This is a genomic window from Streptococcus alactolyticus (genome assembly GCF_042649785.1).
Classification (GTDB): domain Bacteria; phylum Bacillota; class Bacilli; order Lactobacillales; family Streptococcaceae; genus Streptococcus; species Streptococcus alactolyticus.
On the sequence record NZ_JBHRZX010000020.1, the window covers coordinates 17,886 to 43,161 of the forward strand.

Annotated in this window: 28 protein-coding genes; 5 read left to right on the forward strand and 23 right to left on the reverse strand. The window is 42.1% G+C overall.

Annotated features, from left to right (window positions below):
• Window positions 1-68: 68 nt before the first annotated feature.
• The 3 genes from ACFORE_RS05195 to ACFORE_RS05205 form a co-directional block, all read right to left on the reverse strand.
• Entirely contained in the window at window positions 69-761 is a 693-nt protein-coding gene (locus ACFORE_RS05195; protein ID WP_154455110.1) for a phosphoglycerate mutase, read from the reverse strand.
• Window positions 762-887: 126 nt separating this feature from the next.
• The gene (locus ACFORE_RS05200) at window positions 888-2,783 is read right to left on the reverse strand and encodes a heavy metal translocating P-type ATPase (protein ID WP_154455111.1); all 1,896 of its coding nucleotides are present in this window, start codon (window positions 2,781-2,783) and stop codon (window positions 888-890) included.
• Window positions 2,767-3,081, reverse strand: a complete 315-nt coding sequence (locus ACFORE_RS05205) for an ArsR/SmtB family transcription factor (RefSeq protein ID WP_154455112.1) — start codon at window positions 3,079-3,081, stop codon at window positions 2,767-2,769. The genes ACFORE_RS05200 and ACFORE_RS05205 overlap by 17 nt, the downstream gene beginning before the upstream one ends.
• A gap of 331 nt (window positions 3,082-3,412) precedes the next feature.
• Here ACFORE_RS05205 and ACFORE_RS05210 point away from each other — a divergent pair, with 331 nt between their 5' ends.
• Window positions 3,413-4,348: a dihydroorotate oxidase gene (locus ACFORE_RS05210; protein ID WP_154455113.1), complete on the forward strand. Its 936-nt coding sequence runs from the start codon at window positions 3,413-3,415 to the stop codon at window positions 4,346-4,348.
• A gap of 61 nt (window positions 4,349-4,409) precedes the next feature.
• On the opposite strand, the gene ACFORE_RS05215 is transcribed toward ACFORE_RS05210, so the two are convergent.
• Window positions 4,410-4,616, reverse strand: a complete 207-nt coding sequence (locus ACFORE_RS05215) for a hypothetical protein (RefSeq protein ID WP_154454420.1) — start codon at window positions 4,614-4,616, stop codon at window positions 4,410-4,412.
• Between the two features lie 296 nt (window positions 4,617-4,912).
• Here ACFORE_RS05215 and ACFORE_RS05220 point away from each other — a divergent pair, with 296 nt between their 5' ends.
• Entirely contained in the window at window positions 4,913-5,509 is a 597-nt protein-coding gene (locus ACFORE_RS05220) for a DUF5067 domain-containing protein (RefSeq protein ID WP_380435033.1), read from the forward strand.
• A 159-nt stretch (window positions 5,510-5,668) separates the two neighbouring features.
• Here ACFORE_RS05220 and ACFORE_RS05225 read toward each other — a convergent pair whose 3' ends face one another.
• From ACFORE_RS05225 to argF, 19 genes are all read right to left on the reverse strand, one after another.
• On the reverse strand, window positions 5,669-5,944 hold the full coding sequence (locus tag ACFORE_RS05225) for an HU family DNA-binding protein (RefSeq protein ID WP_154454422.1): 276 nt from the start codon (window positions 5,942-5,944) through the stop codon (window positions 5,669-5,671).
• Window positions 5,945-6,037: 93 nt separating this feature from the next.
• Window positions 6,038-6,640 carry a YpmS family protein gene (locus ACFORE_RS05230; protein ID WP_380435034.1) on the reverse strand — a complete coding sequence of 201 codons (603 nt, stop codon included), beginning with the start codon at window positions 6,638-6,640 and terminating at the stop codon, window positions 6,038-6,040.
• Complete coding sequence (locus tag ACFORE_RS05235; RefSeq protein WP_154454423.1) at window positions 6,609-7,457, reverse strand: SGNH/GDSL hydrolase family protein; 849 nt, start codon at window positions 7,455-7,457, stop codon at window positions 6,609-6,611. Before ACFORE_RS05235 ends, ACFORE_RS05230 begins: the two co-directional genes overlap by 32 nt.
• Window positions 7,450-8,286 (reverse strand): DegV family protein, encoded by an 837-nt coding sequence (locus ACFORE_RS05240; protein WP_204984591.1) that lies wholly within the window; start codon window positions 8,284-8,286, stop codon window positions 7,450-7,452. Before ACFORE_RS05240 ends, ACFORE_RS05235 begins: the two co-directional genes overlap by 8 nt.
• Before the next feature lie 144 nt (window positions 8,287-8,430).
• A complete protein-coding gene (gene recN, locus ACFORE_RS05245; protein WP_380435035.1) occupies window positions 8,431-10,089 on the reverse strand; it encodes a DNA repair protein RecN in 1,659 nt (552 codons plus the stop codon).
• Between the two features lie 14 nt (window positions 10,090-10,103).
• Complete coding sequence (locus ACFORE_RS05250; RefSeq protein WP_154454426.1) at window positions 10,104-10,574, reverse strand: arginine repressor; 471 nt, start codon at window positions 10,572-10,574, stop codon at window positions 10,104-10,106.
• Entirely contained in the window at window positions 10,561-11,385 is an 825-nt protein-coding gene (locus ACFORE_RS05255) for a TlyA family RNA methyltransferase (protein WP_235280860.1), read from the reverse strand. The genes ACFORE_RS05250 and ACFORE_RS05255 overlap by 14 nt, the downstream gene beginning before the upstream one ends.
• Window positions 11,378-12,247, reverse strand: coding sequence for a polyprenyl synthetase family protein (locus ACFORE_RS05260; protein ID WP_154454428.1), 870 nt, complete (start codon window positions 12,245-12,247; stop codon window positions 11,378-11,380). Before ACFORE_RS05260 ends, ACFORE_RS05255 begins: the two co-directional genes overlap by 8 nt.
• Window positions 12,247-12,462 (reverse strand): exodeoxyribonuclease VII small subunit, encoded by a 216-nt coding sequence (locus ACFORE_RS05265; RefSeq protein WP_154454429.1) that lies wholly within the window; start codon window positions 12,460-12,462, stop codon window positions 12,247-12,249. Before ACFORE_RS05265 ends, ACFORE_RS05260 begins: the two co-directional genes overlap by 1 nt.
• A complete protein-coding gene (gene xseA / locus ACFORE_RS05270) occupies window positions 12,440-13,780 on the reverse strand; it encodes an exodeoxyribonuclease VII large subunit (RefSeq protein ID WP_235280861.1) in 1,341 nt (446 codons plus the stop codon). The genes ACFORE_RS05265 and xseA overlap by 23 nt, the downstream gene beginning before the upstream one ends.
• Window positions 13,781-13,917: 137 nt before the next feature.
• Window positions 13,918-14,754: an NAD(P)H-hydrate dehydratase gene (locus tag ACFORE_RS05275; protein ID WP_235280862.1), complete on the reverse strand. Its 837-nt coding sequence runs from the start codon at window positions 14,752-14,754 to the stop codon at window positions 13,918-13,920.
• Window positions 14,751-15,605 carry a bifunctional methylenetetrahydrofolate dehydrogenase/methenyltetrahydrofolate cyclohydrolase gene (locus tag ACFORE_RS05280; RefSeq protein ID WP_154454432.1) on the reverse strand — a complete coding sequence of 285 codons (855 nt, stop codon included), beginning with the start codon at window positions 15,603-15,605 and terminating at the stop codon, window positions 14,751-14,753. Before ACFORE_RS05280 ends, ACFORE_RS05275 begins: the two co-directional genes overlap by 4 nt.
• A 111-nt stretch (window positions 15,606-15,716) precedes the next feature.
• A complete protein-coding gene (locus tag ACFORE_RS05285) occupies window positions 15,717-15,863 on the reverse strand; it encodes a FeoB-associated Cys-rich membrane protein (protein WP_154454433.1) in 147 nt (48 codons plus the stop codon).
• A 1-nt stretch (window position 15,864) separates the two neighbouring features.
• Complete coding sequence (gene feoB, locus ACFORE_RS05290) at window positions 15,865-18,003, reverse strand: ferrous iron transport protein B (protein ID WP_154454434.1); 2,139 nt, start codon at window positions 18,001-18,003, stop codon at window positions 15,865-15,867.
• Entirely contained in the window at window positions 18,000-18,473 is a 474-nt protein-coding gene (locus tag ACFORE_RS05295) for a ferrous iron transport protein A (protein WP_154454435.1), read from the reverse strand. The genes feoB and ACFORE_RS05295 overlap by 4 nt, the downstream gene beginning before the upstream one ends.
• 194 nt (window positions 18,474-18,667) lie before the next feature.
• A complete protein-coding gene (locus ACFORE_RS05300; protein WP_154454436.1) occupies window positions 18,668-19,402 on the reverse strand; it encodes an amino acid ABC transporter ATP-binding protein in 735 nt (244 codons plus the stop codon).
• Window positions 19,402-20,088, reverse strand: a complete 687-nt coding sequence (locus tag ACFORE_RS05305) for an amino acid ABC transporter permease (protein ID WP_154454437.1) — start codon at window positions 20,086-20,088, stop codon at window positions 19,402-19,404. Before ACFORE_RS05305 ends, ACFORE_RS05300 begins: the two co-directional genes overlap by 1 nt.
• A gap of 195 nt (window positions 20,089-20,283) precedes the next feature.
• Entirely contained in the window at window positions 20,284-20,514 is a 231-nt protein-coding gene (locus tag ACFORE_RS05310; RefSeq protein WP_154454438.1) for a DUF1797 family protein, read from the reverse strand.
• 98 nt (window positions 20,515-20,612) lie between these two features.
• Window positions 20,613-21,596 (reverse strand): ornithine carbamoyltransferase, encoded by a 984-nt coding sequence (argF, locus tag ACFORE_RS05315; RefSeq protein ID WP_294422317.1) that lies wholly within the window; start codon window positions 21,594-21,596, stop codon window positions 20,613-20,615.
• A 232-nt stretch (window positions 21,597-21,828) separates the two neighbouring features.
• Here argF and ACFORE_RS05320 point away from each other — a divergent pair, with 232 nt between their 5' ends.
• The 3 genes from ACFORE_RS05320 to ACFORE_RS05330 all read left to right on the forward strand — a co-directional run bounded on the left by ACFORE_RS05320 (window position 21,829) and on the right by ACFORE_RS05330 (window position 25,122).
• A complete protein-coding gene (locus ACFORE_RS05320; RefSeq protein ID WP_235281199.1) occupies window positions 21,829-24,123 on the forward strand; it encodes an ATP-dependent Clp protease ATP-binding subunit in 2,295 nt (764 codons plus the stop codon).
• Between the two features lie 184 nt (window positions 24,124-24,307).
• Complete coding sequence (locus tag ACFORE_RS05325; RefSeq protein WP_154454443.1) at window positions 24,308-24,763, forward strand: NUDIX hydrolase; 456 nt, start codon at window positions 24,308-24,310, stop codon at window positions 24,761-24,763.
• Window positions 24,764-24,819: 56 nt separating this feature from the next.
• On the forward strand, window positions 24,820-25,122 hold the full coding sequence (locus ACFORE_RS05330; RefSeq protein WP_154454444.1) for a DUF1827 family protein: 303 nt from the start codon (window positions 24,820-24,822) through the stop codon (window positions 25,120-25,122).
• Window positions 25,123-25,276 lie beyond the last annotated feature (154 nt).

The window sequence follows — 25,276 nt, forward strand, 5'->3', positions numbered from 1 at the left end:
TAAAGTCAGAAAAAAGCACCCTAGCACAAGCTAGAATGCTTCTTACACACTACACTTATTATAAAAGATTATTTACCTAAGTAGTATTCTTTTGTAACGTTCAATTTGTCGTCGAATTCGAAAACAAGTGGTGGGAAGTTAGGGATTTCAACGTCCATGATTTCGTCATCTGACAATTGTTTGATGTGTTTTACAAGGGCACGGATTGAGTTACCGTGTGCACCAACGAATACGTTTTTACCATCTTTAAGTGCTGGAGCGATTTTATCTTCCCAGAATGGAAGGGCACGTTCCAATGTCACTTTCAAGTTTTCAGCATCTGGAATAACAGTGTCGTCAAGGTTTGCGTAACGACGGTCAGTGTGTGCTGAGTATTTGTCATCTTTAGCCATAGCTGGTGGCAATACATCGTATGAACGACGCCAGATGTGAACTTGTTCGTCACCCCATTTTGCAGCAGCTTCAGCTTTGTTTTGGCCAGTCAAACCACCGTAGTGACGTTCGTTTAAGCGCCATGATTTTTCAACTGGAACCCAAAGTTGATCTGATGATTCAAGAGCAAGGTTAGTTGTTTTGATCGCACGTTTAAGAACTGATGTGAAAGCAAGGTCAAATTCGATTCCTGCTTCTTTGATCAATTTACCAGCGTCGATAGCTTGTTGTGTTCCTTCTTCTGTAAGATCTACATCTGCCCAACCAGTGAAAAGGTTAGCTTTGTTCCATTCAGATTGCCCGTGACGTGCAAACACTAATTTTACCATTAGATTTTATCTCCTTCTATAATGTATCGCGACCTAAACGCCGCTGACTTTTACTATTCTACCCAAAAAGAGGTAAAAAAGCTAGTGAAATTACTAATTTTATCTCAAGACGCTGACTTTTCTCAATCAAAGCACTGATTTTGTGACGGTCATGGTGCGCATAGCATTTAATGTAGCCAGCACTGTCACCCCAACATCGGCAAAAATAGCCAGCCACATATTTGCCAAACCAAATCCTGCCAACAAGAGAACGGCTAATTTCACACCGATTGAAAAGACGATATTTTCATGAGCGACGCGACGCGTGCGACGTGCAATAGCAATGACTTTGACTAATTTAGAAAGCTTGTCGTCCATAATGACCACATCAGCGGATTCAATGGCAACATCACTGCCCAAGCCTCCCATGGCAATACCGACATCTGCTCGAGCCAAGACTGGAGCGTCGTTGATGCCGTCACCGACAAAACCAACAGTCGCACGTTTTTGAGCAGTATTGAGATAGGTTTCAAGGCCTGTCACCTTGTCTGTCGGTAGCAATTCTGCCTGATAATCGGTGATGCCAAGTTCTGCAGCTACTTTTTCTGCCACTTCTTTGCGGTCCCCTGTCAGCATAACCAAACGCTTGATACCAAGTGATTGTAATTGTTCTAAGGCGGATTTTGTGTCTGGTTTGATGCAGTCTGAAATCACGATGTGCCCAGCGTATTGCCCATCAATAGCGACATGGACCACCGTACCAACCTTGCTGCACGTTTTCCATTTGGCACCCAAACTGTCCATGAATTTGGTATTACCGACAGCAACGGTATGCCCGTTGATATTTGCACTGACGCCATAGCCTGATTTTTCCGTGATATCCGTAATCCGACAATCATCTGCTTCTTTTTGATAGGCAGAACGAAGGGATTGGGCAATGGGGTGATTTGAAAAACGTTCCACGTGGCTAGCTAAGTGCAACAACTCTTCTTCCTTGATGTCTTTTGGATGAAGGGCAGTTACCTCAAACACACCCTCAGTCAGCGTCCCTGTCTTATCAAAAACCAGAGTATCGAGTGACGCCAAGGTTTCAAGGTAATTAGACCCTTTAATCAAAACGCCCTCTTTGGAACTAGCACCGAGGCCGCCAAAAAAGCTAAGGGGAATGGAAATCACCAAGGCACAAGGACATGAAATGACTAAGAAGGTCAAAGCACGGCTAAACCATTCTGGAAAATGAGCCATGAAATCACCTGAAAACAGGGGCGGTAACACCGCCAAAAGCAAAGCTGCAATCACGACTGTCGGTGTGTAAACCGCCGCAAAACGGGCCATAAAACGTTCGCTCTTAGACTTGTGCGCCGTCGAATCCTCTAACAATTCCAAAATTTTACTAAGAGTCGAATGCTCTACTGAGTGCAACACTTTGACACGGATGACACCTGTCATGTTAATCATACCAGATAGCACTTGGTCGCCCACCACCACTTCTTGGGGCAGGCTTTCTCCCGTCAAGGCTGACGTATCCACCGAAGATTCTCCCTCAATTAAAATCCCATCAATGGCGACTTTTTCCCCTGGGGAAATCGTGATAATCTGCCCCTCATGCAAGACCTTGGGGTCAACATCGACCAGCTTGCCCTCTTGTTCAAGATGAACCACATCAGGTTTCAAAGCCAGCAACTCGGCAATGGATTTTTCACTATTTCCTTCAGCAATGTGTTCAAAAAGTTCACCAATTTGGTAAAAAATCATGACAAAAACAGCTTCGGCAAACTCTGCTTCCTGCGTGATAAAACTAAGAAGAAAAGCACCTAGCGTTGCCAAGGACATGAGAAAATGCTCACTAAAGACCTTACCTTGACTGATTTTCACAACAGCTTTTTTCAAAACCGTATACCCCGCAATTAAATAAGGAACGGCGTACAAAATAGCTTGCATTTCTAAGGTTGGTTGATAGATCCGCACCACCACAACAACCAGTAAAAAGACAAGGATAGCTAGAACAATCTGCCTTAAGGATTTTTTATTCTTCTCTGACATCGGTATCCTCCTCATAATGCTCGATAACGGAATGTAAGACGTGACTAATATGGCTATCAGCCAAACGGTAAATTTGATGCTTACCTTCACGTCTAACAGCCACAATCTTAAGGTTTTTCAATAAAGTCAATTGATGGGAAATGGCTGATGGTGTCATCTCTAAAACTGCCGCTAAGTCTGTTGATTTCCATTCTTTTTGGCTTAGTTGCCACAAGATTTTCAAGCGGGTTTCATTGCCCAAAGCCTTGAAAAAATTAGAAACCGTATCTAGCAACTCCCCCTCAAAATGCTCTATCATCTTTTCTCCTTTCTATTATTAACGTTTTTATATTTGAACACTTATTCAATAGTTCAATAATTTTTAGTATAACCTAAACGCTTTCGTTTTTCAAGTAAAAAACGCTAAAAGACCACTCTCAACACTCAGACACCTCAATATTCCTATTTGAAGAAATCAAAACGGCCTTGAAAGCTTTATAAGATCGCAAGATTATTGGAAAACTGGTCGTTGATATGTATTTATCTTGAAAATGTTCGGGAAAATGACTTGCTTTCATTCTGATGAAATAGTAAAATGAAGATGGGTTGGAATGCCTTTTCAACCGTTATTACAACACTTGGAGGACTTTATGGTTTCTACTGCAACAAAAATCGGTACTTTCGATTTTGACAACTGCCTCATGAATGCCGCTGGCGTTTACTGCATGACTCGTGAGGAATTAGCTGATATTGATGCTTCTGCTGCTGGCTCTTTTGTCACCAAGACAGGGACATTAAACGCACGCGCTGGTAACCCTGAACCACGCTACGTTGATACAAGCCTTGGCTCAATCAACTCAATGGGCTTGCCAAATCACGGTTTCCAATATTATTTGGACTTTGTGACTGAGCTCCAAAACACGCCAAATAGCAAGAATCACTTCTTATCACTTGTTGGTATGTCTGAAGAAGAAACACACACCATTTTAAAAGCCGTCCAAGACTCTGACTACCAAGGTTTGGTGGAATTAAACCTTTCTTGTCCAAACGTTCCAGGAAAACCTCAAATCGCTTATGATTTTGAAACAACTGAGAAACTCTTGAAGGACATTTTTGCTTATTTCACAAAACCACTTGGGGTGAAATTGCCTCCTTATTTTGATATTGCTCACTTTGACCGTGCTGCTGCGGTATTCAATCAATTCCCGTTGGCTTTTGTTAACTGCATCAATTCAATCGGTAACGGTTTGGTTATCGAAGATGAAACCGTTGTTATCAAGCCAAAACATGGTTTTGGTGGTATTGGTGGGGATTATATCAAACCAACAGCGCTTGCTAACGTACACGCCTTTTACCAACGCCTAAATCCTACTATTCCTATTATAGGGACAGGTGGGGTCAAGACTGGTCGCGATGCCTTTGAACACATCTTATGCGGAGCTAGCATGGTTCAACTAGGAACTGTTTTACACCAAGAAGGTCCAGCCGTTTTTGAACGTATTACAAATGAATTAAAAGCCATTATGACTGAAAAAGGCTATGAAAGCCTTGATGATTTCCGTGGCAAGTTACAGTATTTGGACTAACCAAATCATAAAAAAATGCCGCCCTAGAAATAGGGTGGCATTTTTAGTCTTAAAATGACGCTTACCAATCATTCCAAAAATCATCATCGTCATCATTGTTGAGTGTCTTTTCATCGTCCTTATCGTCTTTTTTATTCTTAGGAGCGATGATATTGCCGTCCTTATCCACTTTTGGTTTTAGGACGTAACTATAAGCAATCAACAAAAGAACCTTGATAATTGAAAAAATAGCTAAAACAATAATGATAAATAACAGCGTTTCCTTCATGTTATCAACTCTTCTCTCTAATCCTTTTGGGCAAAGCCAAAAGATGTTTCAACTGATTATAACACAAGTTACCCACATTTTAAACTGTAACCACCTGCTTTATCTTCTATGGTGGTTTTGTGCTAGGCAGTTTGGGCATTCTATGATACACTATAACTTGAGGGTGGTTTCATTCCTGTATTCATGGGCGATTAGACAAATTTTAGCTCAGGATATGTGGACGCATACCATTCGACATACGAGATAACAAACGTGTAAGGCTGAACCACGTAAAAAGCTGAAAATAGAAGATAATCATGAAAAAGCTTAGTGTAATCGGGATGACTTTATTGTCTATTGTGACCCTTAGTGCTTGTGCCACCTCGTCAAACAACTCAAGCAGCAAAAGCAAGTCGGAAAATTCGTATCCTTTAGAACGTTATGCTTCTTCTAGCGAAACAGAATTACCTCAAAAGACCACGGCTTATTCAGACGAGGCCTATGTATCATTTCCGTATAGCGTTCAAGCCGATAAAAAAAATACCTATACTTTTAAGAGTATTACCAAAGTCAAAGGAAACAGCGATGAGGACAATATCCTCTTGGTTGATATCAGTTTCACCAACAATGAAGAAACAGCAACAACACCTTATATGGGATTTGCTGTTGATTGGGACTTGCAACAAACTAACGACAACAAAAATGAGAGTCTTTCTCCTGTTGACCTCAAGGAAGTCCACACCGATGCCAACCAAGAACTCGTGGACAACGCTAATAAAGAAGTCAATCCAGGCGAAACCGTTGACGCCATTGTCGGCTACCGTCTAGCCAACAACACTGAAGACGTTGGCTTTATCCTACGTTCTACCATTTCAAGAGACAACCACAAAGGCTTCGCTTGGTCAAACCAGTAATTTCTCATCACATTATCCTTTATGGCAATAGCCATAAGGGATTTTTTTAACGCAAAAAAGCACCTAGAAGCTCATCTTGGTGCTATCGTCTGATGACTAAAAAAGAGTCTTGCAACACTCAACAAAGGTTGATGGGACAAGGCTCTTTTTCTGCGTTGATTATTTTACAGCGTCTTTAAGTGCTTTACCAGCTTTAAATGCAGGAACTTTTGAAGCTGAAATTTCAATTTCTTCACCAGTTTGTGGGTTACGACCTTTACGAGCCGCACGTTCGCGAACTTCAAAGTTACCAAAACCGATTAATTGAACTTTTTCGCCTTCAGCAAGGAAGCTTTCAATTGCTGAGAATACTGCATCTACAGCTGCTGCTGAATCTTTTTTAGTAAGCTCAGTTGCTTCTGCAACTTTAGCGATTAAATCTTGTTTGTTAGCCATTTAACAAATCCTCCAATTAATTTCTAAGCGTTAACACTTTAACACGTTCTATCATACCCAAAAATCCCCATGAGGTCAAGTATTTAGCGCTATTTAACGGCTTTTCTTGTAAATGTCAAAATTGAATTGGTCCCCAACCAAATCGACTGTTGTTGCCTTCAAATAAATGTCCGCATCGTTCTTCAAATTTTGGATATTGATGTTGATGGCTGACTCATCAGGAAGCACTTCAACAAAGTAAGGCAGCTTATAACTTGACGCAATGTATTTTAAGATTTCAGATTTTGGTAACGAAAGGGTTCCGACTGAGAATGAGGTAACTTTTAACTGAATAGCACCTGAATTTAAGCGGCTAGGTTGGAAGTAGATGTACAAGGGCACTTCATAACCCAGCAAGGTGTATTTCCCTTCAAACATGATTTCAGACGATGTAGCATAGACATTATAAGACATTTTTTTGGTCTGATAATCCTTCAGGTAAGCTGCCACGGTGTCGTTAAGCTGCTCTATGTTGGTTGAGAACATCCCAACCTTGATGCTCTTTTTTTGGTTGTTGCTGATGTTTTCGGTGGCAGGCTCTCTGACTTGCAACAAACGACTTGCCACCACACCAACAAAAGCGAGGTTCATGGCTAAAATAAGGAGAAATCCCCATTTCCACCAGTTAGTTTTTCGTCCAGTCTTTTTTTGTTTCACTTATCTTCTCCATTACTGCATCTGACATGATTTGGTAGCCGATATTATTGGGATGGAAATGGTCGCCACTAAACAAGGCATCGTTGATGACGGTTGTTTGGTCACCTGAGGTAGATACAATGCCCTCTTCACCATTGACGCCCTTATAGAGCAAATCATTGATTGGCACAAAGTAAACCTTGTCATACTCTTTGGTAACGTCTTCTGTGGCGGTATTCCAATTGTCCACAATGTCTTGCATTTCCGTCATATCAGGAAAATTCAAATAAAAAGGATTGTAAATACCTAGAATATAAATCGGCAAGTTGGGGTTATCTGTTCTTGCAAGGTCAATAATCTGACGGAGGCGTTTTTGGTAATCCTTGGACGATTCGGTGAAAGAAGACACCGACAAATTAGCCAAATTCTTGCGAATCACAGCCATCACGTCATTGCCTCCGACAGTTAAGGTCATCAGATTGGCTTTGGCAAGAGCTTCTTGAATGTCTGTTTGTTCCTGCATGCGTTTTAAAATCTGATTGCTGGTATTGCCAGACACCCCGTAATTGCTGTAATGAACATCGTAATGATATTTATCGGTCAAGTCCTGAGAAAGCAAGGGCACAAAGCCACCTTGATTGGTACTATCGCCAACCCCTTGGGTCAAGGAATCACCGATGGCAACATAGTTAAAGGACTTAGCCTTGGTAGTCGCAATGTCCTTGTGGCTTATCTCTGAAGCGGATTTTGGAATGAGTAAGGAAAAAAGCCCACCGAACAGAAGAAGGGCTGCTAAAAAGAACGCAAACCCCACCATTATCTGTTTGAATTTATTCATAACGCACCATCACCGCAAAGGCATTTTCGCCTGTATGAGTTTGGATAATTGACCCCGTTTCAAGAACGGTGATTGGCGCTCCTAGAACTTCTAGTTTTTCTTTAAAGCCATTCGCCATGTCAGCCGTTCCACAGTAAGAAATCCCAATTTCAGCGACTTTTTTGTTCTTGGCTGTTTCAATAAAACCATCCAACCATTTGTTAAAGGTTTTCAAGCCACGCCCTTTGACAATAGGATTGAGTTCGCTGTGAGCCATTTCCATAACGACTTTGATATTAAGCAGTGAGCTGAGCAAGCCTGTCACACGACCGATACGGCCACCCTTAACAAGATTTTCAAGGGTTGATACACCGATAAAGAGTTCTGATTTTTTACGAACTTCTTCGATTTTTGCCACGACTTCTGACAAGCTCGCACCTTCTTGCGCTAATTTGGCAGCTTGAACCACTTGGAAGGTTTGGCATTGGTCAGTAAAGGTCGAATCAATGACCGTCACATTCGCACCTGATAAGTTAGCACCTTGGCGGGCCGCTTCTACTGTTCCTGACAAGGTATGAGCGATGTGAATCGATACAATGTGTTCAGCGCCCTCTTTCATCAGTTTTTCATAAGCTTCTGCAAAAATGCCGACAGGTGGTTGGCTGGTCTTTGGCAAATCACGGCTATGACGCATCATGTTCAAGAATTTGCCTTCTTCTTTTAAGTCATTGTCTGAATAAACCACACCGTCAATCATCACTGACAAAGGGATAACGGTAATATCATACTTCGTAATCAACTCAGGTTCTATCGTTAAAGACGAATCTGTAACAATTTTAATTTTACTCATATTTTATCCTATCATTACTTCTGTTCTAGTTTTTACTCCAATGCCATTATACCAAATTTTTCAAGACTTCGGGGATTTTTTCTAACGTGAAAATGAGAAATCTTTGAAAAGAAAGCTACTCTGTTCCACTTTTGTGCTAAGCGCCTAATGTTTTAATAATTCTCGGGCTTGTTGGCGGGCCAAATCCGTCACGTCATTGCCTGCTAACATTTTAGCAATTTCTTCCACACGTTGGTCTTGCGTGAGCAAACGAACCGTTGACACGGTTTTATGCTCATCACTCCGTTTTTCAATGTAGAACTGGTAATCAGCAATAGCCACCACTTGTGGCAAGTGAGAAATAGCAAGAACCTGACCATGACTGCCAATTTTGTGAATTTTTTGGGCAATAGCTTGGGCAACACGACCTGACACCCCTGTATCCACCTCATCAAAAACAATACTGGTCTTGTCCTCTTTGCGTGAAAATGCTGATTTGATAGCCAGCATCAAGCGCGATAATTCCCCTCCAGATGCCACTTTAACCAGCGGCTTAAAGCCTTCACCAGGGTTAGTGGAAATGTAAAACTCAACGTTTTCATTACCTTCACGATTGAATTTTCCCTTGCTAAATTGCACTTGGAAGTCTGCCTTTTCCATGTACAAATCAGCCAGTTCTTGCTTGATTTCACTTTCTAGAGTTTTAGCAAGAGCATGGCGTTCTTGGCTGAGGTTGTCAGCTGCCGAGATAAGCTCTTTTTCCAATTGTTTCAAGGTCTTTTCCATATCATCGGAAAATTCGTCATTGCCCGTCAACAGATTGTATTCTTTGGTGATATTATCGTAATATTCCAAAACGTCATCGACACTGCCACCGTATTTTCGGGTAATGCTGTTAATGACTTCCAAACGAGCCTCGATTTGCTGCAATTGCTGGGCATCAAAATCCAAATTCTCAATCACATCCCCTAATTGTTTGGTGATTTCTTCCAAAATGTAGTAGGCTTCTGATAGATTGGTGGACATTTCCTTGTAGTCACGGTCAAATTCTTCCAAGGACATCATGTCATTCATGGCAGAGCGGATATTGGACAAGCTTGAAAATTCTTCGTTATCCAGCATGACATAGGCATTCATCAACGTATCTGCAATGTGCTTGTGATTTAACAATTTATCGCGGTTTTGATGGAGTTTTTTGTCCTCACCTGATCGAAGGGCAGCTGCTTCAATTTCCGCCATTTGAAAGGCAAGCATCTCAATACGAGCCTTGTGTTCTTGCTCGTTTTTTTGTTTGGTCAATACCCGTTGACGCAATTGACGGTAGTCTTCAAAAAGGGATTGGTAATGTTTTTTGACTTCCCAAAAAGCCTTGTCACCAAATTCGTCCAGCATCTTAATATGGCGATTTGGCTTCATTAATTCTTCTTGGTCGTGCTGACCGTGGATATCCACCAGATATTGCCCCACAGCTCGCAAGGTAGCTAGGTTGACCAATTGCCCATTGATGCGACCGATTGAACGACCATTTTGCAAAATATCACGGCGAATAATCAATTCCTCACTGGCGTCAATGCCATTATCTTCCAAAATGGTCATCAGCGCAGCATTTTTCCCAACTGAAAAGAGCCCTTCAATTTCGGCTTTGGTCGCTCCATGACGAATCACATCAAGGCTGGCACGCGCCCCTAGCATCAGATTCATGGCGTCAATAATAATGGACTTACCAGCCCCTGTTTCCCCTGTCAACACCGTCATTCCATTATCAAAAGTCAGGGAAATTTCCTCGATAATGGCGAAATTTTTAATGGACATTTCTAAAAGCATGGGAAAAACCTCTCTTAATGGCTACTTGTCATCCATTGGTGCACTTCATGGCGAATGGCCTTGGCAGCGTCAGCGCTTTTTGCCAACACCAACAAGCTATCGTCATCTGCAATCACACTCAAAATACGGTCCTTGAAATCTTCCAACAAGAAACGTTTAATCAGGCGGCTATTTCCTGGAACCACGTCCAAATTGAGGAAGGCCTCTAAACCTGGTGTTTCTTCTGAAATCGACAAAACGGTGCTCTTAATGGGGACAGAGGGCTGACCGACTTTTTGGGCTTTATCTATTGAAAAGCCGTAGATATAAGGCCCTTCAGATGATGGCACCTTGATAATGCCAATCTCATTCATGTCCCTAGACACCGTTGCTTGGGTCAAGGTCAAGCCTCTTTCCTCTAGCAATTTCAGTAAGTCGTGTTGGGTTTCAATGGCATTTTCTGAAACCATTTTCTTGATTAGTTCTAAACGTTCACTCTTTTTCATCTTTAAATTCCTTATGTGCTTTTTCTACGATTTCTGGAATCTGTGCTGCCACTTGGCTTTGAGGGTCAGCAGATTTTTCCAAATGGGCCAAAAATTCGATATTGCCATGCCCACCTTGGATTGGTGAAAAATCAAGTCCCTTAACGCTAAAGCCATCAGCCAAAGCAAAGGCAGTCACCTGCTCTAAAACCTTTTGATGAACAGCCTTATCGCGAATGATGCCATTTTTTCCAATTTGCTCGCGGCCTGCTTCAAATTGCGGCTTAATCAGCGCAACCACTTGGCCTTGGTCTGCCAAAATAGCGTGTAGAGCTGGCAAAATGAGTTTGAGGGAGATAAAACTAACGTCAATGCTGGCAAATGTCGGCTGCCCTTCTGTAAAATCAGCTAACTGAGCGTAGCGGAAATTGTATTGCTCCATGCTCCGCACACGCGCATCCTGACGTAATTTCCAGACCAATTGGTTGGTACCGACATCAACAGCGTAAACCAGTTTGGCACCGTTTTGCAGCATCACATCGGTAAAGCCACCTGTTGAGGCACCGATATCAATCGTAGTCTGACCGTCCACAGACAGGCCAAAAACCTGCAAAGCCTTCTCCAATTTCAAACCACCACGGCTAACGTATTTGAGCTTTTCGCCCTTGAGTTTGAGTTCGGTTCCAGCGTCGATTTTTTCACCAGGTTTGTCATAACGTTCTCCGTTAATCACATTGACCACAAGACCCGCCATCACCCCACGTTTGGCTTGCTCACGGGTATCAAAAAGCCCTTGTTTATAGGCTAGTACGTCCACTCTTTCCTTAGGCATTTAGTCGTAACCTTTCTATCATTTCAGTGATTTTTTCAGTGTGAAACGCTTGCGTTTCTGCTAGTTTTTGGAAAATGGCTAGCGCTTGGTCGATGGATTGATTTAAGACATCGTACGACTGTTCTAAACCAAGCAAACTTGGATAAGTAGCCTTGTCAGCTAAGAGGTCTTTTTTAGGGGTTTTGCCGATTTCGTCAAAGGTCGCTGTCACATCTAAAATGTCATCACGCACTTGAAAAGCCAGTCCAATCAAGGCACCCGCTTCATGCAAACGAACCAAGTCTACTTCTGATACATTGGCAACAATACCAGCTGCCACAATCGGAAAAGTCAACAATTTCCCTGTTTTATTGGCATGAATGGCCTGCAATTCTGTTAATTCCAGTTGACGTTCTTCGCCCTCCACATCCAGCATTTGCCCACCAACCATGCCATAGGTTCCAGATGCTTGGGACAATTCTGCTATCAATTGCACCTTAATCTTATCAGCCAGCTCTGCATTTGCCACCAACCCAAACGGGTCTAAAAAGAGACTATCTCCTGCTAAAATGGCTGTCGCTTCGCCAAATTTTTTGTGGTTAGTCAAACGCCCACGGCGGTAATCATCATCGTCCATGGCTGGCAAATCATCGTGAATCAAACTTCCCGTGTGAATCATCTCCAAAGCCGCTGCCACGTCAAAATGCCCCTCGGTCAAATCCATGCCAAAACCTTCCAACATTTCCAAAAACAGAAGCGGTCGGATGCGTTTGCCACCAGACTCCACCGAGTACAAAATAGAGGCAATTAAATCCTCTGAAACCTGAGGTTTTTGGCTATAATAACGGTAAATAGCCTGATTGATTTCCTTTATTTTATCCATTAGGCATCCATTTCCGTCTCTGTTCCGTCAGCTTGCATGACTTTGACAAGCGTTTTTTCCGCAGAATCCAGCGTTTTTTGCAATTCTTTTGACAAAATCATGCCTTGCTGGAAGGCCTCGATCGCATCTTCCAAAGCCACATCACCATTTTCAAGCTTGGTCACAATGGCTTCTAATTCCTGTAAATTTTCCTCAAATGTTTTCTTTTTTGGCATTTTTTACCTCCACTTCAAGTTGCCCATCTTTTAATTGAACGCTCAATTGCTCTCCTTTTGCTACTTCAGTGACGCTAGAGATCACCTTATCTCCCTTTTGCACCATGGCATAACCTCTTGCAATAATACGACTCGTATCCAAGGACAACAAAGCGTCTTGGGCTTTTTCAAATCGTGCCAATTGGCTTTCGTACTGGCTAGTCACCTGCGAGGTCAATAGACGTTTGAGGGCCTCAATTCGCTCCTTATAGCGTCTGATATTGCGCTCCAAATCTACGGCCAAAAGGCGTTGGTTAAGCAATTGTTGGGCTTGACTGGCTTGTTGAACCTGCTGTTCCACGGTGCTTTTTAACCGCGAGGTCAAATGGTCACATTTCTGGGCATAACCATCATACAAACGCTCAGGCTGTCTGAAAATCACCGATTTGGCCAACTTACCCAAACGTTCTTGATCTCTTTTAATCACTCGCAAACCAGCTTGATAAGCCCTGTTTTGTCGCTCAGAAATCCATGAAATAATGTCTGCCTTTGTCACAGGTGTCGCCAATTCTGCCGCTGCCGTTGGAGTAGCAGCCCTGCGGTCAGCCACAAAATCCGCCAAGGTGGTATCGGTTTCATGCCCCACGCTTGAAATCACAGGAAGGCGAGATTCAAAAATGGCCTGCACCACAACTTCTTCATTGAAAGCCCACAGGTCCTCAATCGAGCCGCCGCCACGACCGACAATCAGTAGGTCCAGGTCCTCACGTTCATTGGCTAAGGCGATATTAGCAGCCACTTCCTGACTAGCTCCCTCACCTTGCACCTTGGTTGGGAAAAGCAAAATCTCCACCCCAGGAAAACGGCGAGATACAGTGGTAATAATATCACGAATAACGGCTCCACTTGGGCTAGTCACCACACCAATTTTCTTGACAAATTGTGGTAAGGGTTGTTTATGACGCTCGTCAAAATACCCCGCCTCAGTCAATTTTTTCTTCAATTGCTCAAACTGAATAGCCAAGGCACCAATACCATCTGGCTCCGCTTTCTCAATGATAATCGAATACGAACCGCTTGGTTCATAAATTTGGACACGGCCAACAACGTTGATTTTCATGCCTTCTTCCAGCTCAAAATCAAGTTTTTTAAAAGTGCCTGCCCACATGGTGGCCTGAATGACCGCTTGCTCATCTTTTAAAGAAAAATATTGGTGATTGGGACGACGACGAAAATTGGATACCTGACCAGTCAAATACACCCGCTCCAAATAAGGGTCGCGGTCAAATTTTAATTTAAGGTATTTGGTCAAACTTGACACACTTAAATAATCTGACATAGTAGGCTCCTTTCTGTTCTCTTGTTACCTGATATAAATATGGCATATCATTACAATTATAGCAAAAAATAGCGCAAAATGGCAGACGGAATCTCCTAGTCTGTCCAAACAAAAAGCACCACAGTGCGCTTTTCAGATTATAATTCGGAATACTTTTTCATCACGCGCGGAATATCGGCACTAATGCTTGTCGGAAGAACAACATAGGCATCCGCACTCAATTTATCCGCTATGGCTGAGTGGAGATAAGTCGCCGCTGCCACCGTATCAAAGAGATTATCAGAAAATTGTGCCACAAATCCTGCAATCATGCCGCACAAAGTATCCCCCATACCTCCAGTTGCTTGGTAGGGGCCTCCAACCGTCAATTCACCAATACGTTTACCTTGAATGACCTTAGTCTGATGGCTTTTAGCCACTAAAATGGTTGAGGCTGGGAAAGCTTGCAGGGCTTTTCGGGTATTGGGCAAGGTTTGTTTGGCAATGGGAATACCTGATAAGCGTTCCCACTCTTTTTGGTGCGGCGTTAAGATTAGATTTGGCGTCTTAAATTGACGAAAATTGGGCAAAGCAAGGAGATTTAAGGCGGAACCGTCAACAATCAAAATTTGGCGTTTGGCAACCTTATCCAAAACCGTTTTGAAAACCTTTTGGGCTTTAAAGCTTTTACCCAAACCAGGACCAATCAAAATCACATCAGCTTGTTCAATGCTGGTTTGCAAAAGTTCGGTATCCACAGCATCAAAAGCCATGGCTTCTGGCAAGTGGCTATGCAAGGCAGCGATATTGTCACGCTCGGTCGCCACAGTCACCAAACCCGCTCCGCTATTGACCGTAGCAAGAGCCGACATGATAATAGCACCACCATAAGGATAAAAACCACCGATCAAAAGCACATGACCGTAGGTTCCTTTATAAGAATGACTGACACGTTTGGTAATAACTTTTTTAACTAAATGTTCATTGATAATCATAAACTCACACTTCTAAGGGCTGATTGATAGGTTTGTTCCATCAGCATGGTTATGGTCATTGGGCCAACCCCACCAGGAACAGGGGTGATTAGACTGGCTATTGGTTCAACCCCTTCAAAATCAACATCACCAATAAGTCTGCCATCAACATCACGATTCATGCCAACGTCAATGACTACGGCACCTTCTTTGACAAAGTCAGCCGTCACAAAATGACCTTGGCCGATAGCGACAATTAAAATATCCGCTTGCTTGGTGACTTTTGCCAAATCGCGTGTCCGCGAATGCGCCAAGGTTACCGTTGCATTTTTTTCCAGCAGGAGTTGTGCCATAGGCTTACCAACGATATTGGAACGGCCAATGATAACAGCCGTTTTGCCCTCTAACGCCACTTCGTACTCACGCAACAATTCCATGATACCAGCTGGGGTACAAGGCACCATGACAGGACGCCCACTCCAAAGGTGACCAGTATTCATAGGATGAAACCCATCCACATCTTTTTTAGGGTCAATGGCTAAAATGACACGCTTGTCATTGATATGCTTTGGCAAAGGCAATTGCACCAAAATTCCATGAAAACGCTCGTCCTTATTGTATTTTTCAATAACTTGAATCAGCTCTTCTTCGCTGATAGATTCTGACAAACGAACCGTTTCACTCAAAAAGCCGACCTTTTTAGCAAAGCGCTCCTTATTTCGCACATAGACTTGGCTGGCAGGGTCGTCCCCCACTAAAATAACCACCAATCCAGGCACTAGACCTGATTCAGCTTTTAAACGTTCCACTTTTTCCTGCAAGGCCGCTTGCTTTTTTGCCGCTAGGGCTTTGCCATCAATTATCTTTGCCATACCATTCCCCCTTTTTATTATTACCCTCTATTATACCAAAAAAATCGATTATAAAAGTGTGTATTTTCAGAATATTTCTCCATAAAAAAACGTGCTCCAAAGAGCAAGTCCTTATTTTAAATGAGCGGGTTTGTGCATTTCTTCTTTGATAGGGCACGAACACTCACAATCTCCGCAAGCCCCCTTACTTTTAAAGAGGCGTCGAATGCCAAAAAACGTCGCTACTGCAATCAATGCTGCAATAATAAAAGTTGCCATATTATTTCCCCACTGTTTCTAAATCATCCAAATGAATCACTGGCGTGTCTGCTGTTTTTGGTTTTCTGACGATGAAGTAAATTATGCCAAGGCACAACAGAACCGCGATAACTGTCCACACGGTAATTGGCTCACCGTACAAGCAGACCAAACCAAATTGATAAACCACCAAGCTAATCACATAAGCCAAACCTGTTTGAAATCCAATGGTGCCCAAAGTCCATTTCAAATCACCCATTTCACGTTTAATGGCACCAATAGCCGCAAAACATGGGGCACAAAGCAGATTGAAAATCAAGAAAGAATAAGCTGCCAAGCTACTATAATCCAATTGCAAGGCTGTTTCAAGGCCACTAACGTCGCTGCTGTGGTACAAGATACCAAATGTGGCAACCACTGTTTCTTTGGCTGCTAGACCAGTTACAGCTGCCACCGCTGCTTTCCAATTGCCAAAACCAAGTGGTTGGAAAATCCAAGCAAAGAGTTGCCCAAAATGCGCCAAAATAGAAGAATCTGTATCAACGGCATGAAGAGAGAAGTCATAAGAAGACATAAACCAAATAATAACCGTCAAACTGAAAATGACTGTCCCAGCACGTTTTACAAAACTCAAGGCTTTCCCAAAGGCATAGCGAAGAACCGTTCCCATTTTTGGCAAGTGGTAGGCTGGTAATTCCATGATGAAAGGACTCACATAACTGCCAAGCATAGTTGTTTTCTTCAAAGCAATCCCTGATAAAATAATGGTTAGAAAGCCGATGAAATAGGTCGAGGGCGCTACAAATGGATTGTCAGGGAAAAAGACGCCTGAAATCAAGGCAATGATTTCTAGCTTAGCCGAACAAGGCATGAAGGTCGCCGTCATAATGGTAATGCGGCGGTCACGCTCATTTTCAATCGTTCGGCTCGACATGATGGCTGGCACCCCGCATCCCGTCGCAATTAGCATGGGAATAAAGGATTTTCCAGACAAGCCAAAACGCCTAAAAATACGGTCCATGACAAAGGCAATCCGACTCATGTACCCAATATCTTCCAAGACACCAAGGCAGACAAAGAGCACGAAAATTTGCGGCAAAAAGCCAAGAACCGTTCCCACTCCAGCGATGATACCGTCAATAATCAAAGATTTTAACCAATCAGCCACCTGCCAACTTGTCAACAGAGAATCCGCCAAACTTGGAATCCAGTCACCAAACAAGGTGTCATTGACCCAATCTGTCCACATGGTCCCCACCGTCTGAATCGAGAGGAAATAAACCAAAAACATCACCAAAGCAAAGATTGGCAAGGCAAGAATACGGTTCGTCACAATGCGGTCAATACGGTCAGACAGCGTTGTGCTGAAGCTGTTATCGTGGTGCTGAGCCATTTGGGTCACACGTTCGATAAAGGCATAGCGTTCGTTGATGACGATTGATTCCGAATCTTCCGTGAAAATTTCCTCAGTGATTTTGATCACGTCATCGATTTCTTTCTGCTGAAACTCCGATAAAGTCACCTCGGTTTGCACCAAAGCGTCGCGTTCAAAGAGCTTAATGGCAAAAAAACGCATGGCACGTTCTGGGACGCTATTGCCTAAAATATCCACAATCTGTTGAATAGCTGCCTCAAATTTATCGCTGTACACAGGGTATTGCACCGTATCCACAGTTGCTCGAGTGGTGTGTGCTGCCTTTTTCAAAACCTTATCCACACCTTGATTTTTAATAGCGCTGGTCGAAACGACAGGAACACCTAGTTGATAAGACAACTTATCCACACTAATCTCTTTCCCTTGAGCTTTTAGCACGTCGCTCATGTTCAAGGCCAATGTTACAGGGATACCCGTTTCAATCAACTGAGTGGTCAAATAAAGATTGCGTTCAAGATTTGTGGCATCTACCACATTTAAAATGCTGTCAGCACGGTTGCTCAACAAATAATCTCTGGCAACTTTTTCCTCAGGCGTATAAGGCGACATGGAATAAATACCAGGCAAATCTTGAACTTGCCAGTTTTGGTTGAGCCTGGCTGTCCCACTCTTACGCTCAACCGTCACTCCAGGCCAATTTCCCACGCGCTGATTGGTTCCTGTCAAAATGTTAAACAAACTGGTTTTCCCGCTATTGGGATTTCCGATTAAAGCAATTTCTGTCATTTGTCCTCCTCTCCCTCGATTTTCACCACACTAATCATCTGCGCTTCAGACTTGCGCAAGGTCAATTCATACCCACGTAAACGAATTTCAATCGGGTCACCTAGCGGAGCGACTTTACGAAGGTAAACTTTGGTATGACGCGTCAGTCCCATATCCATAAGACGCCGTTTGGTTTCATTTACCGCATAAATGCCTTCGATATAAGCGAATTCGCCAACCTTCAAATTCGACAAAGGCATGACTTCCTTGTCACCTTCTTCGGTAACATCAATGTGTTTTAAAATGGATTGATCAAAGGCCAAACGACTCGATTTTAGCATGACAATAGCACTTGTAGATGTCTTAGACACCAATCGAATGGGACTGCTCACCTTTAACCCCAAGTGCGATAAATGCCGCACACTATCATCTGGTAAATCTATGCTCGCAACGGTGTAGGGAATCCCCACCTTTGCATTTTGCAAAATCATATCTAAAACCTCCCTACCAGGTAAGAAAATCTCCTGTTATAAGGCTTTATTATAGCACAAAAACCGACCCAATTTAGCCGATTTGCCATATTTTCCAGCCTATAACAAAAATGAGAATTATTCTAATTATCACAAAAAAATCATAGAAAGGAACGGCTAAAGGCCAACCCATTTCTATGATTTCAATGCTTTGTTTACAAGACCTTACTTAAAAAGTCTTTTGTTCGTTCTTCTTTGGTGTGTTCAAAGACTTCTTCTGGCGTTCCTTGTTCCACGATAACACCGCCGTCCATGAAAATTACACGGTCAGCCACTTCACGGGCAAAGCCCATTTCGTGTGTCACGATAGCCATTGTCATCCCTGATCTGGCGAGGTTTTGCATAACCCCAAGTACTTCTCCAACCATTTCAGGGTCAAGGGCTGATGTGGGTTCGTCAAACAACAAAACGTCAGGATCCATAGCTAAGCCACGCGCAATCGCGATACGTTGTTGTTGCCCACCTGAAAGGCTATTTGGATAAGCGTCTGCCTTATCACGAAGCCCGACCTTTTCAAGCAATTCATAAGCCTTAGCTTCTGCTTGGGCTTGCGGAATTCCTTTTGTTTTGATAGGCGACAAGGTAATGTTTTCTAAAACCGTCATATTTGGGAAAAGGTTAAATTGTTGGAAAACCATACCCATTTTTTCACGCATTTTAAAAATATCATTTTTCTTGTCTGTAATATCTACCCCTTCAAAGGTAATCACACCCTTAGTTGGTGTTTCCAATAAATTCATGGTACGAAGGAAGGTTGATTTTCCTGAACCTGACGGTCCGATAATAACCACCACTTCTCCCGCGTGAATATCGAGGTCGATTCCTTTTAATACTTCATTTTTTCCGAAATATTTATGAAGTCCTTTGATTGAAATAATTGTTTTTGACATTAGTTACGAGCTCCATTTCCCATACGTTTTTCCAGTTGTTTCAATAAGAAAGACAAGACTGTGGTTACCATCAAGTAGTAAAATGCCGCAAAAAGAAGTGGCGTTACAGGTAGGTAAGTGGCGGTCACGACTGATTGTGCCCCACTCCACAATTCCATAACCCCGATGGTTTGCAAGAGGGAACTGTCTTTGATAATGGTAATAAATTCATTCCCCAAGGCTGGCAAAATGTTTTTCAAAGCCTGTGGTAAAATGACGTAACGCATGGCATTGACGGGACGAATTCCAAGCGAATACGCCGCTTCCAACTGCCCCTTAGGCACTGCCTCAATCCCTGCACGCACAATCTCAGAAATATAAGCACCGCTATTTAAAGAAATGATAATAATACCAGGTAATAGACGTGAAAAATCAAGGTTCAAAACCCCAAATCCAATAATAGGGGCATTGTTAAAATGCATCCAAGCAAATGAAATCATAATCTGAACGACCATGGGTGTCCCACGGAAAACCCAGACATAAAAACTCGTAATCGCGTTTAAAATCTTGCTATTTGTTCGTTTAGCCAGAGCAACTAAAATACCAATAATGGTCCCAAAAAAGACGACGCAAGCCGAAATCATAATGGTCACAAGGACACCATAGTTAAAATAAGACCAATATTCTGGTAAAAATGAAAAGTTCATTTATTTCTCCTATCACTAATAATCAACTAATTATAACATTCTTTGAATAAAAATACAACAACACAAAGACGTGCTTACCTTGCTTTTTTTCAGCAAAAAAGGAGCGTCGTAACAACCCCTTTATGTCAGAGCATCAAAACGAAAAAGGTTGCTTTTTAAAACAACCCCCGTTTGACTTTTTAAATGATCGCTATTTTAGTAAAGAAGATCGTAGATTTCCATTGCGATAAGGTCGATGCTATCAAATGAGTAAAACTCACGCGCTTCAACATCACGCAAAGTGAAAACAGGACCATTTTCAGAGTCATTGCTAAATGACACTTCTGCCACAACGACACCATCACGTTCAAAATTACGTTTTAGATTGCTACTATCAGTTGTCATCAATTCCAAACGGTTGATAATTCTCACCAAATGTGATTCCATGTTTTTTTCTCCTATTTGTTTATTGTCTTTTCTATTTTAACATAATTTTTCCTAAACAAACACTCTTAGGAGGGCATTTTCTTATATTTATGGTTCAATTAAGAAATGACCTTGAGCGATTGGTACATAATTGCCTTGATAGAATGCATACGGTTTTCTGCTTCTTGGAAAATGATCGGGCTAAATTGTTGAAAAACAGCATCTGTGATTTCCAGTTCGGCCAAGCCGTATTTTTGGTAAATCTCCTGACCAATCTCGGTATTAAGGTCATGAAAAGCTGGCAGACAGTGCATGACAATCACATTTGGATTTTCCGTTTTGGCTAACAAGTCCGCGTTAATCTGATAAGGTAGCAACAGGTCAATCCGTTCTTTAAAGTCAACCGCTTCTCCCATAGATACCCAAACATCGGTGTAGAGCATATCCACACCTTTAACAGCATCAAGGTCATCGGTGATCGTGATTGTCGCACCATTATTGTATTGCTGCGCCAAAGCAACAATTTCTGCTTCTGGCTGCAAACTCTCTGGAGCGATGATGGTCACATGAACTCCCAAAATAGCTGAGGTAACCAGCAAGGAATTCGCCATATTATTGCGTCCATCACCGACATAAGCAATGCTTAAACCGTCCAAACTGCCAAAAACTTCCTTTAAAGTCATAAAATCTGCAATCATTTGGGTCGGGTGCCAAGTGTCTGTCAACCCATTCCAAACAGACACGCCCGAATGCTCTGCCAAGGCCTCCACATCTTCTTGCTTAAAACCACGGTATTCAATCCCATCAAACATAGACCCCAGAACTTTTGCCGTATCAATGACGGATTCTTTCTTGCCCAGCTGAATCTCGTCACTACCAAGATAAGTGACATTCATGCCCAAATCTTGCCCTGCCACCGTGAAAGCCGAACGCGTTCTCGTGCTGGCTTTTTCAAAAATCAAGGCAATATTCAATCCCTCTAAATACTTATGCAAAATTCTTTTCTTTTTTAATTCCTTAAAAGCCAAGCCTAAATCAATCAATTCTAAGAGCTCTTCCTTTGTAAAATCAATCTCTTTCACAAATGATTTTTGTTTTGTAATATGTCATCTCCACCCTTTTATTCTGAAATATTATAATTTATTTTAGCATAAATATACCATTTGTCAATATTTTCTGAATAAAAATAAAATATAGCACTCTAATGACAGGAGTGATAATTTTGTAATCTTTTTCCTTGATTTCTAGTCATCACATGCTATAATGGAAATATAAATTTGACTATCTTTGACCTTTGTCGCCATAGTCAGTGATTTCGAAAGGAGGGTATATTATATGCTCTGTCAAAATTGTCATTTAAATGAATCAACCATTCATCTTTATACAAATGTCAACGGTCAGCAAAAGCAGATTGACTTGTGCCAAAACTGCTATCAAATCATGAAAACTGACCCTAACAATACTATTTTAGGAAATCTAGGTGGGGGGCAATCAGCTACGTCAAACAATCAAAACCAAGCATCTGGTACCAATCCATTTGACGATTTTTTTAGCAATCTAGGTAACTTCCAAGCATTTGGAAATCAAAACTTCCAAAATACACCTCCAACTCAGTCAGGAAATGGTGGGCGTAACGGAGGCAACAATAACAACAACTATCGCAACAATGGTGGTGCCCAACAACCAAAAGGCTTACTAGAAGAATTTGGTATCAATATTACTGAAATGGCCCTTCGTGGCGATATTGACCCTGTCATCGGACGTGATTCTGAAATTGTCCGTGTCATCGAAATTCTCAACCGCCGTACCAAAAATAACCCTGTCCTCATCGGAGAACCTGGTGTTGGTAAAACCGCAGTTGTGGAAGGCCTAGCCCAAAAAATCGTTGACGGCAATGTGCCACAAAAATTGCAAAACAAACAAGTCATTCGCTTAGATGTGGTTAGCCTCGTTCAAGGCACTGGCATCCGTGGTCAATTTGAAGAACGCATGCAAAAATTGATGGAAGAAATCCGCAAACGTAAGGACGTTATCCTCTTCATTGATGAAATTCACGAAATTGTTGGTGCAGGTTCAACAGGTGATGGCAGCATGGATGCAGGTAACATTTTGAAACCAGCCTTGGCACGCGGTGAATTGCAACTGGTTGGGGCAACAACCCTCAATGAATATCGCATCATCGAAAAAGATGCTGCTTTAGAACGTCGCATGCAGCCTGTCAAAGTGGATGAACCAAGCGTTGAAGAAACCATTACCATTCTTCGTGGTATTCAAAAGAAATATGAAGATTACCACCATGTCAAATACAGTGATGATGCTATTGAAGCAGCCGCAAATCTATCAAACCGCTATATTCAAGACCGTTTCTTGCCTGACAAGGCCATCGACCTTCTTGATGAAGCTGGTTCTCGCATGAATTTGACGCTTAATTTTATTGATCCAAAAGAAATCGATAAACGTCTAGAGCAAGCTGAAAACTTGAAAACTCAAGCCACTCGTGAAGAAGATTACGAACGCGCTGCTTATTTTCGCGACCAAATCGCTAAATACAAGGAAATGCAGCAACAAACTATCAACGAGGAAGATATTCCAGTCATCACTGAAAAAACCATCGAAGCGATCATTGAAGAAAAGACCAACATTCCTGTTGGCGACTTGAAAGAAAAAGAACAATCTCAATTGATTCATTTAGCCGATGATTTGAAGAAACACGTGATTGGACAAGATGAGGCTGTGGATAAAATTGCCAAAGCCATCCGCCGTAATCGTGTCGGACTTGGTACCCCAAATCGTCCAATTGGTTCTTTCCTTTTTGTCGGGCCAACTGGTGTTGGTAAAACCGAACTTTCAAAGCAATTGGCTATCGAACTCTTTGGTTCAGCTGATAGCATGATTCGTTTTGATATGTCTGAGTACATGGAAAAACACGCTGTCGCTAAACTTGTCGGAGCCCCTCCAGGGTATGTTGGTTACGAAGAAGCTGGACAATTGACTGAAAAAGTACGCCGCAACCCTTATTCACTTATCTTGCTTGATGAAGTGGAAAAAGCGCATCCTGATGTGATGCATATGTTCTTGCAAGTTCTTGATGACGGTCGTTTGACAGACGGACAAGGACGCACAGTCAGCTTCAAGGATACCATTATCATCATGACATCAAATGCCGGAACTGGTAAGGTAGAAGCTAGCGTTGGTTTTGGGGCAGTACGCGAAGGACGCACTAATTCTGTTCTAGGCGAATTAGGCAACTACTTCAGCCCTGAATTTATGAACCGTTTTGACGGCATTATCGAATTCAAATCACTCAGCAAGGATAACTTGCTCCACATCGTCAACCTCATGCTTGATGATGTTAACAAACGCCTTGCTCAAAATGACATTCATCTTGAAGTAACCGATAAGGTAAAAGAAAAATTGGTTGACATTGGTTACGACCCTAAAATGGGAGCACGTCCTCTCCGTCGTACTATTCAAGACTACATTGAAGATGCTATTACCGACTACTATCTTGAAAATCCAAGCGAAAAAGATTTGAAGGCTGTTTTGACCAGCAAGGGCAAGATTAGCATCAAATCCGCTAACAAAGACAAAGATAAAGATGCTGAAACCGTATCAGAACCGACAGAATAAGTCATTATTCTCCAGATAGCAACTATCTGGAGAATTTTAAAAACCAATATTATTAAAATATTCAGATAACTTTCTGGAAAAAATGAGAGCGATTTAGTATAATATAAGTAATGGATGGATTTAGTGTCGTCAGGTTTGTCTGATTCGCTGCTTCTATCCCATTTACCAATGGAGGAAAAGCATTATGACAAATCCTACTTTCGGTCAAAAATTAGACCATGTTAACTATAAAGCGCGCTATGGCGTGTATGCGATTATTCCAGATAAGAGCCAAACGCAAATCATTTTAGTTCAAGCTCCAAACGGCTCATGGTTTTTGCCTGGTGGCGAAATCGAAGCTGGTGAAGACCATTTTACCGCCTTGCAACGTGAGCTCCGAGAAGAATTGGGCTTTTCAGCGGATATTGGCTATTATTATGGGCAAGCCGATGAGTACTTCTACTCACGTCATCGCAATACCTACTTCTACAACCCTGCTTACTTGTACGAAGTCACCCATTTTCAAGAATTAGGGGCACCGCTTGAGGACTTTAACAACCTCGCTTGGTTCCATGTTGAAGAAGCCATCCAAAAATTAAAACGCGGCAGCCACCAATGGGGTGTGAAAGCCTGGCTGAAAAAACACCATAAAAACGCTTAATTTGTTAAAAATCGTGTTATAATATTAATGTAAAGAAAACATCAGGAGGGGAGTATATGAGATTAATCAACACCACCAGTAGCCACTCTGAGTTAGTTCGTAACCAACTTCGCAATACGGATGCTCAGCTGGTTGAGACTTATTCAGCAGGAAATACTGACGTTATTTTCACGCAGGCGCCTAACCACTACGAGCTGTTGATTTCAAACAAATATCGCGCTATTAAAGATAGTGAAATTGAAACCATTCGTGAGTTTTTCCTCAAGCGTAAAATCGATACGTCAAGTATCCAATTAGACCAGATAAAAACTCTACACACGGCTAATCTCATTGAAATTTCATTCCCAACAGCTCCTTAATCTGAGGCATTTTGTCTCAGATTTTTTCTTTTGGACAAGCAAAAAAGCTAGGATTCTCATCCTAGCTTTTGATTTTTTATGGCTCTATAATTTCTGTAGTGGGTAAAACCACCGTGGAGATTATGGAGCCTTTTTGAGTGTAGAAAAAAAGTCC